10 protein-coding genes and 1 pseudogene are annotated in these 12,537 nt (G+C 50.3%); 10 read left to right on the forward strand and 1 reads right to left on the reverse strand.

The features are described 5' to 3' along the window. The first annotated feature begins 84 nt into the window (after positions 1-84). The 8 genes and pseudogenes from ACH2EM_RS06975 (at position 85) to ACH2EM_RS07010 (ending at position 9,488) form a co-directional block, all read left to right on the forward strand. Positions 85-2,202: a GH25 family lysozyme gene (locus tag ACH2EM_RS06975; protein ID WP_395151413.1), complete on the forward strand. Its 2,118-nt coding sequence runs from the start codon at positions 85-87 to the stop codon at positions 2,200-2,202. 80 nt (positions 2,203-2,282) lie between these two features. After that, on the forward strand, positions 2,283-3,467 hold the full coding sequence (locus ACH2EM_RS06980; protein WP_395151414.1) for a nucleotide sugar dehydrogenase: 1,185 nt from the start codon (positions 2,283-2,285) through the stop codon (positions 3,465-3,467). 33 nt (positions 3,468-3,500) lie between these two features. Next, the gene (locus ACH2EM_RS06985) at positions 3,501-4,703 is read left to right on the forward strand and encodes a glycosyltransferase (RefSeq protein ID WP_395151415.1); all 1,203 of its coding nucleotides are present in this window, start codon (positions 3,501-3,503) and stop codon (positions 4,701-4,703) included. A 26-nt stretch (positions 4,704-4,729) separates the two neighbouring features. Then, positions 4,730-5,848: a glycosyltransferase family 2 protein gene (locus ACH2EM_RS06990; protein ID WP_395151416.1), complete on the forward strand. Its 1,119-nt coding sequence runs from the start codon at positions 4,730-4,732 to the stop codon at positions 5,846-5,848. Beyond that, entirely contained in the window at positions 5,841-6,953 is a 1,113-nt protein-coding gene (locus ACH2EM_RS06995) for an acyltransferase (RefSeq protein ID WP_395151417.1), read from the forward strand. Before ACH2EM_RS06990 ends, ACH2EM_RS06995 begins: the two co-directional genes overlap by 8 nt. Beyond that, positions 6,931-7,710, forward strand: coding sequence for an ABC transporter permease (locus tag ACH2EM_RS07000; RefSeq protein WP_395151418.1), 780 nt, complete (start codon positions 6,931-6,933; stop codon positions 7,708-7,710). Before ACH2EM_RS06995 ends, ACH2EM_RS07000 begins: the two co-directional genes overlap by 23 nt. Positions 7,711-7,724: 14 nt before the next feature. Further along, a pseudogene (locus tag ACH2EM_RS07005) lies at positions 7,725-8,465 on the forward strand (ABC transporter ATP-binding protein); the annotation flags it as partial. Between the two features lie 297 nt (positions 8,466-8,762). Next, entirely contained in the window at positions 8,763-9,488 is a 726-nt protein-coding gene (locus ACH2EM_RS07010) for an EFR1 family ferrodoxin (RefSeq protein WP_395151419.1), read from the forward strand. 265 nt (positions 9,489-9,753) lie between these two features. Here the strand turns inward: ACH2EM_RS07010 and ACH2EM_RS07015 are convergent, their stop codons facing one another. Further along, entirely contained in the window at positions 9,754-9,960 is a 207-nt protein-coding gene (locus tag ACH2EM_RS07015) for a hypothetical protein (protein ID WP_395151420.1), read from the reverse strand. Between the two features lie 216 nt (positions 9,961-10,176). Here ACH2EM_RS07015 and ACH2EM_RS07020 point away from each other — a divergent pair, with 216 nt between their 5' ends. Together ACH2EM_RS07020 and ACH2EM_RS07025 are read left to right on the forward strand one after the other, a co-directional pair. Further along, the gene (locus ACH2EM_RS07020) at positions 10,177-11,265 is read left to right on the forward strand and encodes an Mbeg1-like protein (protein WP_395151421.1); all 1,089 of its coding nucleotides are present in this window, start codon (positions 10,177-10,179) and stop codon (positions 11,263-11,265) included. 140 nt (positions 11,266-11,405) lie between these two features. Next, on the forward strand, positions 11,406-12,386 hold the full coding sequence (locus tag ACH2EM_RS07025) for a biotin--[acetyl-CoA-carboxylase] ligase (protein ID WP_395151422.1): 981 nt from the start codon (positions 11,406-11,408) through the stop codon (positions 12,384-12,386). Positions 12,387-12,537: the final 151 nt, after the last annotated feature.

Genomic DNA, 12,537 nt, shown 5'->3' on the forward strand with positions numbered 1-12,537 from the left:
CTGCTTAATAGTTTTTCTGTTCAAACTTTTGCGCTGGACAGTTTGGCTGAACATGAGGGTTCTGCTCAGGAGCAGGAGGGTGAAATGTCTGTTCCCGCACAGGATGAAGCCTCGCAGCCCCAGGCAGCAGCAGAGGATTTGACAGAGCAAGATGAAGCTCAGTTGCAGTTGAAAATGCAGATTGCCGACCTGCTGGAACAAAGTGCGCAGGTGGGCCAGATGACCGAGCAGGAATTGGAAACTATACAGGAGCAGATTCAGGCAGTAACGGTACAGCCGCTGGCCCAGCAAGAGGAGGCGGAGCCGGATTTGGAGCTGGAAACCATGCTGGAACAGCTTGCAAATGCACAGGCAGCTGTGGAAGATATGAGCATGGCTTACCAGGCCCAGCGAGAGGGCTGGCTGGACCAGCTGCCCCAAACCGGCAAAGAGAACAGCTGGCGCTACCAGAATGGTGAGCGTTTGGAGCAGAATGCTCCGGCTGAGATTATGACTCTGAGCCTGACAGAAGGCGTGAATGTTTTTAATTCCAATGGATATTGGGGAATTGATGTAAGCCATCACCAGGGCGAAGTGAACTGGGAGGCTGTAAAAGCAGCCGGAATTGACTTTGCAGTTATTCGCTGCGGTTATGGCGACGACCTTGTCAGCCAGGATGACCGGCAGTGGCATCGGAATGTATCGGAATGTGAACGGCTGGGCATTCCCTACGGTGTTTACCTGTACTCCTATGCAACGGATACCAACATGGCTGCATCCGAAGCAGCCCACACCCTGCGCTTGCTGGAGGGTCACAACCCCGATTTGCCGGTATTCTATGACATGGAAGAAAACCGGCAGCTGGTGCTGGGGGTTGCTGGCCTGGCTGAACTGGCCCGTACATACTGCGATACATTGGTAGCAGCCGGCTACGATGTGGGCGTATATGCCAGCTTGAACTGGTGGCAGTACTACCTCACAGACCCTGTGTTTGAAAACTGGTATCGCTGGATTGCAGAGTGGCGGTCCTCATGCACCTACACCGGCCGGTACGAGATGTGGCAATATACCGATTGCGGAACCATCAGCGGAATCAACGGCGTGGTGGACATGAACTATTGGTACGAGCCCATTGGAGTGAAGGAAGATGGACTGTACAAGGACCAGATTACAGGGGAATGGCACTACTACAAGGACGGCAAAATCGCTCGCGATTACACCGGTTTGGTAAAGTACCAGTCGGGCAGCTATTACTATGTGGATAAGGGTGTTATCGATTGGGGCTACACCGGCATTGCCCAGTATAACCAGGGCGGTTATTACTATGTAAAAAGCGGTAAGCTGGACTGGGGTTATAGCGGTATGGCTTCTGGCTGCGGCATGACCGGTTACATCGCAAAAGGCCGGTTGGACACCAGCAAAAACGGCTTAATCAAGGTAGGCAGCACCTGGTATAATTTTGAAAAGGGCGCTGTGCTTCAGAATTACACCGGCCTTGTAAAATACAAGTCCGGCAGTTATTACTATGTAAACAAGGGCATCATCGATTGGGGCCACACCGGCATTGCCCAGTACAATCAGGGTGGCTACTACTATGTAAAAAGCGGCAAGCTGGATTGGAGTTACAGCGGCATGGCCACTGGCTGCGGCATGACCGCCTACATTGCAAAAGGCCGGTTGGATACCAGCAAAAACGGCCTGGTTAAAGTAAGCGGTGTTTGGTATAACTTTGAAAAGGGTGTGGCAAACACCAGCCACACGGGCCTTGCCCCCTACCAGTCCGGCAGTTATTACTATGTGAATAAGGGGCAGCTGAACTACAGCTATACCGGCATGGCAACAGGCTATGGCTTAACAGGCTATGTGGTCAACGGCCGGTTGGATACCTCCAAAAATGGACTTTTGAAGGTGGGCAATGACTGGTACAACTTTAAGAAAGGCCTTGTGGATACCCAGTACACCGGCCTTGTGCGGTACCAGTCCGGCAGCTACTACTATGTAAACGAAGGCGTTTTGGACCGCAGCTATACCGGAATTACCCGCTATCAGCAGGGCGGTTACTACTATGTGAAAAACGGCAAACTGGACCGGAGCTATACCGGCCTGGCAACTGGCCAGGGAAAAACCGGTTACATCGTGAAAGGCTGCTTGGACAGCAGCAAAAACGGTGCGCACCAGATTAACAATACCTGGTACACCTTCCAGAATGGATGGGTTGTTTGAGTTAATCCGGTAAAAAAGAAGCTACTTACCAGTAACATGAACAGTAATACGAACATTGCACACGCAAGGGGAGTTAAAACATGAAGATTGCAGTCGCAGGCACCGGCTATGTGGGCCTTTCCAATGCTATTTTGCTGGCACAAAACAACACTGTATTTGCGGTGGATGTTGTGCAGGAAAAAGTGGACATGATCAATCGTAAGCAGAGCCCGATTGTGGATAAGGAAATTGAGGAATACCTTAGCACGAAATCCCTTGATCTGCACGCTACCACCGATGCACAGCTGGCTTACAGCGATGCAGAATTTGTGATTGTATCCACCCCCACGAACTATGACCCGGTAAAGAATTATTTCGATACCAGCAGCGTGGAGGCGGTTATTGGCCTGGTAATGAAGTACAATCCCCAGGCCACCATTGTGATTAAGAGCACTGTGCCTGTGGGCTATACCGAAAAGATTCGCAAAGAATTCCAAAACGACAACATCCTTTTTAGCCCTGAGTTTTTGCGGGAGGGCAAAGCCCTGCTGGACAACCTCTATCCCAGCCGCATTGTGGTAGGCACCCCCAAAGAGGATGCCCGGATGCAGCAGAAGGCAAAACAGATTGCCGGACTGTTGGCACAGGGAGCCCTCAAAACCGATATCCCTCAGCTGTTTCCTGGCTTGACAGAAGCAGAGGCCATTAAGCTGTTTGCCAATACCTACCTGGCTTTGCGTGTGGCCTATTTCAACGAGCTGGATACCTATGCGGAAATTTCCGGCCTGTCCACCAAAGAAATTATCGAGGGTATGGGCTTTGACCCCCGCATTGGCGACCACTACAACAACCCCAGCTTTGGTTATGGTGGATACTGCCTGCCCAAAGATACCAAGCAGCTGCTGGCAAACTACGAGGGTATCCCCGAAAATCTCATTCATGCCATTGTTGTGGCCAACGATACCCGCAAGGAGTTTATTGCACAGCAAATTCTCAAGCGGTCCCCCCGTCATGTGGGCGTGTATCGGCTGACCATGAAAGCAAACAGCGATAATTTCCGCCAGTCCTCCATTCAGGATGTAATCCATAAATTGCAGGCAGCTGGCGTGGAAATTGTGGTATATGAACCCACCCTGCACACCCAGGAATTTGAGGGGCACCGGGTAGTCAATGACTTGGAAACCTTCAAGCAGCTTTCCGATGTTATTGTGGCAAACCGGTACAGCCCAGAGCTGGAGGATGTGCTGGATAAGGTATATACCAGAGATCTTTACTTTAGAGATTGATTGAAAGACAAACAAACACAGAGGAGCTTAAAAATGCCAAAAGTATCGGTTGTATTGCCTTGCTATAATGTGGAGCAGTATCTGCGGGAATGTCTGGACAGTGCCATTGCACAGACCCTGGAGGACATTGAGATTATCTGCGTAAACGATGGTTCCACCGACGGTTCTCTGGCCATTATGAATGAATATGCCCAGAAGGATAGCCGAGTGAAGGTAATCGACAAGAAAAATGCGGGCTACGGTGACAGCATGAACCGGGGTATGGACCTGGCCACCGGAGAATACATTGCAATTTTGGAAACGGACGATTTCATCAAACCCAATATGTACGAGGTACTGTACGGCCTGGCAAAAAAGAACGACCTGGATGTAATCAAGTCGGATTATGAAATTTTTGTAGGCGAGGGAAATGATCGTACCTACACCTATATGCAGACCTGCAAAAAGAAAAACCAGTACTATAAGGTGTTTAAGCCCGAGGATGACCTGGATGTTTTTAATGCCCGCATGAACACCTGGACGGGCCTGTACAAGCGCAGCTTTTTGCAGCAGCACCACATCCGCCACAACGAAACACCCGGTGCTTCTTACCAAGACAACGGATTCTGGTTTCAGACCTTCTTATGGGCTGACCGGGTAATGTTTGTGGACCGTGCATTCTATCAGCTGCGCAGAGATAACCCCAACTCGTCGGTGCATAACAGGGCTAAGGTGTTCTGCATCTTTGAAGAATACGCATTCATCGAGAAGATTCTGCGCAGCGACGCCCAGAAAGAGCAGAAGCTAATCAAGATTTTTCAGAAGAAAAAATTTGATAACTGCCTTTACCACTATGGCCGGGTGGGCGATGAATTCAAGATGGAATTTTTGCGCCGCATGAGCGATGAGTTCAAGGAAGCACGGGCACGGGGAGAGCTGGATGCCAGCCTGTTTTTTGGCAGCGGGTACCCCAATTTGTGCGACATTATGGACCGAACCGAAGCGTTCTATCTCAACAGTGCCGCCCAAAACAAGGCCAAAACCCCTGAGCAGGAAATTGCACTGCTGCAAAGCAGATGCCGTGGCTTGCAGCAGGAGCTGAACCAAATCAAGGCTTCCCGTTCCTACAAAATTGGCCGAGCCATCACATTTTTGCCCCGTAAGCTGCGGGGCGGTGTGGACTGCCTGAAAGATAATGGGCTGCAGTACACCGTTCGACACGGGTGGGAAAAAATTTGCAATAAAATTTTTAGGTAAGCCAAGCCTACCAAAGGAGAAACTATATGTCAATCAAGGTGTCGGTCATTATTCCGGTATACAATGCAGCGGAATATCTGCGGGAATGCCTGGATGGTGTGCTGCGGCAAACCCTAAAGGAAATTGAAGTGATTTGTGTAGACGATGGTTCCAGCGATGAAAGCTGGACCATCTTGCAGGCCTACCAAAACCAGGATGCCCGTGTGAAAGCAGTTCAGCAGGCAAACGCAGGGGCGGGTGCGGCCCGCAACCACGGAATGCAGTATGCAACAGGAGAATACCTTTCCTTTTTGGATGCGGATGATTTTTATGAGCCGGATATGCTAGAGACGGCCTATCGGGCTGCCAAGCAGGCTGAGGCAGAAATTGTTGTGTTTGCTTGCGACCTTTACGAGCACAAAAGCCAAAAGTATCATGCGTATCCCTACTCCATCCGGGAAAGCCTGCTGCCTGCGCAGCAGCCCTTTTCTGCACAGGATGTAAGCCGGGATGTATTTAAGCTGTTTGTGGGCTGGGCTTGGGACAAATTGTTTAAGGCAAGCTTTGTGCAGCAAAAAGGACTTCGCTTTCAGGAACAGCGCACCACCAACGATATGCTCTTTGTGTTTAGCGCAGTGGTAGCTGCACAGCGCATTGTGACGCTGCCGCAGGTGCTGGTGCATCACCGCAGAGATGCAGGCACCCTTTCTGTTACCAGAGAAAAGAGCTGGATGTGCTTTTACAATGCCCTGGTGGCACTGCGCCAGCAGCTGCGTGACTGGAATTTGTACCAGCGGTTTGAGCAGGATTTCATCAATTACAGCGTGCATTTTTCCTTGTGGAATTTGAATACCCTGGCAGAGCCAACAAAAACCACGCTGCACAACAAACTGCGGGAAGAGTGGTTCCAGGAGCTGGGCATTACCGAGCACCCCATGGAATACTTTTATAACCGCAAGGAATACCTGGATTACCGCAGAGTGTACGAACACCCTGTAGGATGGGAGCCCACCGCAGAAGAGCGCCGGGCCGAAGCCAAGCTTCAGGAATATCCCCTGTGGAAGCGGGGTGTAATCTGCTTGAAAGAAAATGGGCTGAGCTACACCTTGCGGAACATTGCACAAAAGCTACGCAAAAAATTAAAACTCGGTAAAAAGAATGGCTGAAATCAAACCAAGAAATCAGGCGTTGGATGTACTGCGCATTGCGGCAACCGTTCTGGTGCCGCTGACCCATGTACTGAACAAAAACTACACCGCTTCCGATGGTTCCATGCGGGAAGCGGTAGCTATGCTCAATAGCCTGTGTATTATTGCGGTACCCTGCTTTTTTATGATTACCGGGTATTTTACCCACATAGGCCAGAGCTACATAAAAAAGCTGAAACGGACAGCGGTTTCCATCCTGCTGCCCACACTGCTGGCAGTGGTTGTATACCAGGCGCTTTGGGCCTGGGTAACAGGGACTGCAACCCTAAAAGAAAGCGTACTGGGTGCGGACTACAGGCAGATGTGGCGGGAGATAACGCTGTGGAACATCAAAAGTCTGCCTGGCTGCACGGTATTTTGGTACATTACCGATTATGTGCGGTTAATGCTGCTGTTCCCCGTAACGGCGCTTATGTGCACCGATACGCCCTCCGCCAAACGGGCCAGATGGGCTGTGATTGGGCTGGTGCTGGCATCGTACCTGCTGAAGGATGTGCAGCAGTTTGCAGCGTTTGAGGGCAAACTTTACGAGCCCTTTGATCGTGCGGTGGTATATTTCCTTATTGGATATGAACTGAAGACCATTCGGTGGAATAAAGTTTCCGGCAGGGCACTGTTGCTGCTGTCGGCAGTTAGCATTGGTGCGATGTATGTTTTAACCAAGCTGCTCTATTACTCTGCCGGAAGCTTTTCGGACTATTTCTTTCATTACACAACATCGGTGTGCGTAGTGGCGTCTGCAAGTGTATTTGCGCTAACACTGAAAGCAAACGATAAAGGACTATTTCAGCGCAAAAGCAGAATTCGGAATGTATTATCGGATGCTTCCTTTTATGTATATCTCGTTCATAACATTGTATTGCACGGGATGCTAAAGCGCACCTGGCTGGGCCGGCAAACCGCTTTTGGGTGGCTGCTGGTGCAATGGATTGTGGTGGTATGCCTGTCCTTTGCGATGGCCATTGCAATACGCCGCTTGCAGAAATGGCTTGGGAACATCCTGCGCCCGGCCAAACCCGATAAAGGAGAGAAGCAAAGGAATGTTTGCAAAACTGAATTATAAAATTGAAAGCAATCGCTTTTTATTTGAAGAACTGGTAAAAAGAGATTTTAAGCAAAAATACAAGCGCACGGTACTGGGCATGGCCTGGAGCGTTCTTTCTCCATTGCTTACCTTGTTGGTGATGAGCCTGGTCTTTACTCAGTTTTTTGGCCGCTCCATGGCTCATTACAGCATCTATCTGTTTTGTGGAAACCTGGTTTTTTCTTATTATCGGGAGTCCACTTCTGGCGGAATGACCGCTTTGATGAACAATGCTAAAATTTTTACCAAGGTAAATGTGCCCAAATATTTGTTTTTGCTTTCTAAAAATATTTCCTGCCTAATCAACTTTGGTCTCACATTGGTGATTTTTTTCGTGTTTGTGTGGTTGGATGGGGTGAAATTTGGCTGGCATTTTTTGTCGCTGATTTATCCCATCTGCTGCCTGGTGTTGTTTAACATTGGCATGGGATTGGTTTTATCTGCAATGTTTGTGTTCTTTCGGGATGTAACCTATCTTTACGATGTTTTCACCATGCTGCTGATGTATATGTCTGCTATTTTTTACACAGTAGATGCCTATTCTCCTGCGGTGCAAAAGCTGTTTTGCCTCAATCCTGTTTACTGTTACATCCGGTATTTTCGGACGGTTGTTTTGGAAGGACATCTGCCATCTGTCTGGTTCCATCTGCTGTGCACATTCTACGCAGTGCTGATGCTCATTGTTGGCGGGTTCATTTACAAGAAAAACAATCATAAATTCCTTTATTATGTGTAAAGGGGAGGAGCACCATGATTACAGTACAGGCAAATGGTGTATCCATTCGGTACATCACAGGCGATTTTAAGGACATTGGATTAAAAGAATATGTAATGCGCCGCATTAAAGGTGACTACCATGTAAATGAATTTTGGGCCGATAAGGACATTACCTTTACATTGGAGCAGGGGGATATGCTGGGCATCATTGGTTCCAACGGTGCCGGTAAATCCACCTTACTGAAGGCGATTTCCGGCATTATGGTGCCCACCAAAGGCAGCATGAAAATCAATGGCAGCATTGCGGCGCTGCTGGAGCTTGCCAGCGGATTTGACAGTGAGCTAACCGTGCGGGAAAATACCTACCTGCGTGGTGCCATGCTGGGGTATACCCGTGCGTTTATGGATGAAAAGTACGAGGAAATCATTGAATTTGCAGAATTGAAGGATTTCCAGGAGCGGCCCTTTAAGCATCTTTCCAGTGGTATGAAAAGCCGTCTTGCTTTTTCCATTGCCTGCTTGGTCAGCCCGGATATTCTCATTTTGGATGAGGTTCTCAGCGTGGGCGATGGTGCATTCCGCAAAAAAAGCGGCGACAAGATGAAGGAAATCCTTGGCAGCGGCGTAACGGGCATTCTGGTTTCCCATTCGCTGGAGCAGGTTCGGGAGATGTGCAATAAGATTTTGTGGTTGGACCATGGCCGGCAGGTTGCCTTTACCGACAATGTAACGCTGTATTGCGATGCTTACGAGGAGTTTTTGGCCACAAAAAAACTGCCCAAGAATGAGCAGGACATTAAAAAATTGGCTCAGGACTGGCAGGCCCGCAAGAAAGCAGAGCGTGAAAAAGCAGAACAGAGCGAAGCCCAAAGGCTCCAAGCAATATTGGAAAAGGGAGAGGAATCCTCTGCAGTTCAGGCAGCATTGGCCATTATCAAAAATAAACGGCCAGAACTTTTGAAAGAGTAACAAAACATTCCGTTCCATAGCAAACAAACGAGCCGGCACAGGGTATTTTGGTGCCGGTTTGTTTTTTTATGGGGCACCATCCAGATTTAAGAGGGGAATTTTATGATTTTTTATTTTTCGGGTACGGGAAATTCTCGCTGGGCTGCACAGCAGCTGGCCCATGCAACGGGAGATAGAATCCATTGCATTACACAAAAGCCCCTTCCGGATTTGCAGAACGAACGGCAGATTGGCTTGGTGTTCCCGATTTATGCCTGGGGTGCGCCTGAGGCGGTAAGGCAATTTGCCGGGCAGTTGCCCGCCAGCAACGCTTTTCGGTTTGCGGTGGCAACCTGTGGTGCAGATGCAGGATACGCCTTAAAGAAGCTGGCAAGCGTCTACCATCAACAGAGCAGTTACAGCCTGGTAATGCCCAGCAATTATATTTTGGGGGAGGATGTGGAGGAAAAAGCATCCGTGCAGCACAAGTTGCAGGCTGCCCGCCAGCAGATACAGCAGATGGCAATGGAAGTAAGCAAGCAAATGCCGGTATACCAGGTGGAGGAAGGTTTTTGTCCCTGGCTGAAATCCACGGTGGTGAACTGGGGGTTTCAAAAATTTGGGCGCAGCACTGCCTCCTTTTATGCGACTGATTGCTGCATTGGCTGCGGTATGTGTGCTGCAAACTGCCCTGCAAAAACTATCTCTTTGCAGGAGGGCAAGCCTTGTTGGGGCAAAGAATGTTGGCAGTGTTTGCGCTGTATCAATTACTGCCCCCGGCAGGCCATTCAGTATGGAGAAAAAACCAAAAAACGGGGCCGCTACACCCTGGAACAATACCAGCAGTGAAAACTGCTTTTGGTAAGAGTTGAGGGTACAGACCTGGCTGACAGGCAGCGCTGTAATCCGCTGCACAGCGTTCCCAGTAAAGGGGATGGATGTGGAGTACCACTAGAATCGAACGCATTAAGAAACAATGAAAGGGCTTGTTGTCTGCAATTCACAGACAACAAGCCCTTTCGGCTGCTTAAACAATCTCCACCTTAAAATAGTGTTTAATTTTGCGGGCAGCGCAGAACGGGATTGATGTGATGTTTTTTTGATGAAACCGCAGTTATTTACCCGCCAAAAGAAGCTGCTGTTCGATGAGCTGGCTGGCAAGGGTAAAAGCCTGAATGCGCCGCTGGGCCAGCGTAATTTGGGATTTGCAACGGCTGGGCTGCTCCTTGCTTTGCAGGGTGTGCAGGGTTTGATGCAGTTTGTGTATGGTGGAGTCGACTTGGCGTTTGGCTTCGGTGAGTTCCTGTTGTGTGTAGTTCATGCAGTGGTTCTCCTGAATAGCGTGAAAGAAGTTTAAAGGCGGGAAAGCAGACAGCAGAACCATGGGCGGCAAAACTGACTGTTTACCCGCAACAGCAGAGAACAGTATAGCATAAGCGGGGAGGATAATCCATCCTCGACACAATGCGGCGGCGGTTTTTTAAAAGATATGCTACACTATTGTGCAGTGAAAACCACGAAAGGAGTGAGCTGCCGGATGGCAGATTTGCTGGATTATCTGCGCTGGCGGGGAGATTTAACCTTACAGCAGGACCCCTTTGGCGAGGTAGATGCCTTGGTCTTGGCGCGGATTTCGTACCTGCCCTTTAAACGGGTGTTTGCCCGCTGTACCCAGCCGCCCGTCTCTTTAAAAAAGGCGGTAGCCCGGCTTAAAGCAGCGCACCGCCAAAGCCCATGCCTCAGCCGCGAGGATGAGCGGTTGGTGGAACTGCTGGGCCAAAGCCCTCGGTTTTACACCATGGGGATTGGGTGCCATGTGGACATACTGAGAGAAAAACAGCAGATGCAGTTTTCTGCCAGTACCTTTTGGCTGGGAGATGGGCGGCTGTATATCGCCTTTCGAGGAACAGATGACACCTTGATTGGCTGGAAGGAAAATTTCAACATGACCTTTATCTGCCCGGTGCCTTCCCAGAAAGCGGCGGTGCGGTATCTGCACTGGGTAGCAGAGCGCACCAGGGAGCCGCTTTTGCTGGGCGGGCACTCAAAAGGCGGAAACCTGGCCATGTTTGCAGCTTCTTTTTGCAGTCAATCCATCTGCCGCCGCATTCAGATAATACACAATTTTGATGGGCCTGGGTTTGATTGCACCATTCTGGAAAGGGAGGGGTATAAACAGATGTGCGGGCGGATGCAGACCTATCTGCCCCAGGCTTCGGTGGTGGGGCTGATGTTCCAGCATGGGGAGCCGTACAGGGTAGTGCAGAGCAGCCAAACCACAGAATACTTGCAGCACGACATTGGTTCCTGGATGGTGGATCGAAACCGATTTTGTTACAAAAATGAGCTGAGCAACGGCAGCAGACTGGTAGACCGAACCCTGAAAGGCTGGCTGGAGGAGATGGACACCCGCCAGCGTCAGTTGTTTGTGGATACCATTTACCAGGTGCTTGCCCAAAGTAAGCTGCAACGATTTTTGGCACCAGAGCAGGATTGGGGCCTGGTTATAAAAAATCTGGTTTGCACCATAGGTAAATTGGATGGGGAAACCCGAAAGGCGGTATCCCGCTGTGGAGTGCTGCTGGTAAAGAACATCCATAAAAACATAGGGCTTTTTGGGCCTTGAGTGCGGGTTATCCCTTGGCTTAAAAAGTGCGTGCCGAAGCCGGGGAAAGCCAGGAGATTGTAAACGATGAAAGCTTAGAATGGTTGCCCTTTGCCTGAATTCATGATACACTAGAAGCAAACTACAGGGAGGGCGTGACTATGTCAACCAAAGAACGGCTGCTGAATTTGCTGGAGCAGCACAGGGGCAGTTATTGTTCGGGCCAGCAGATTGCCCAGGAACTGGGTATCTCCCGTGCAGCGGTGTGGAAAGCCGTGAAAGCCTTGGAACAGCAGGGCTATGCCATTGATGCAGTATCCAACAGGGGGTATTGCCTGGCCCAGTGGACCGATGTGCTCTCTGCCCAGGGGATTCGTCGGCATCTGCCTGCTGAGTTGGAAGGGCTTGAGGTGCTGGTGGAACATACAGTGGATTCCACCAACAGCCAGCTGCGCCGTCAGGCCAACGAGGGTGCGCCGGAGGGCCGGGTGCTGGTGGCCAGCCAGCAAACCCAAGGCAGGGGCCGACTGGGCCGAAATTTCTTTTCCCCCAAGGATACAGGGATTTACATGAGTATTCTGCTGCGGCCCCAAGGATGGGATGCACAGCGGGCAGGCAGCCTTACCACCATGGCAGCAGTGGCGGTATGCCGGGCTATCCGCCAGGTGAGCGGACGACAGGCGCAAATCAAATGGGTGAATGATGTTTATCTAGAAGGCAAAAAGGTGTGCGGTATTCTTACCGAGGGCGGGATAAACCTGGAAAATGGTCAGCTGGACTATGCCGTGCTGGGAGTTGGCATTAATGCCTACGCCCCCCCAGAAGGTTTTCCGCAGGAATTGCAGTCTTTGGCAGGGGCGGTATTTACCCAAACAGAAAGCGATGGAAAAAACCGTTTGGCAGCAGCTTTTTTGCAGGAGTTTTACAGCCTGTATCAGCATGGTGACCCCCAGGCCCATGTGGAGGAATACCGGACAAACAGCCTGGTAATTGGCCGAAAGGTGAATCTGGTACAGCCCGGCGGCAGCCGTTTGGCCAAGGTGCTGGATATTGATGAGGAGTGCAGGCTGGTGGTGGAGTACCCGGATGGAACCCATGAGCGGGTGAGTACCGGAGAAATCAGTTTGCGTTTGGCAGATTGACTGGCACAGAAGGCATTTAACTAACAGACAGCAAAAGCCCCACCGAAGCAGGAGTGCAGACGGTGGGGCTTTGTTGTTTGCGGTGCAAGGGTGTACCCATGCCTGCAAACAGAGAACTATGGAAAGGTAAGTAACAAAACAAGGGGAAAAA

Source organism: uncultured Allofournierella sp. (genome assembly GCA_944382705.1).
Lineage (GTDB): Bacteria > Bacillota > Clostridia > Oscillospirales > Ruminococcaceae > Allofournierella.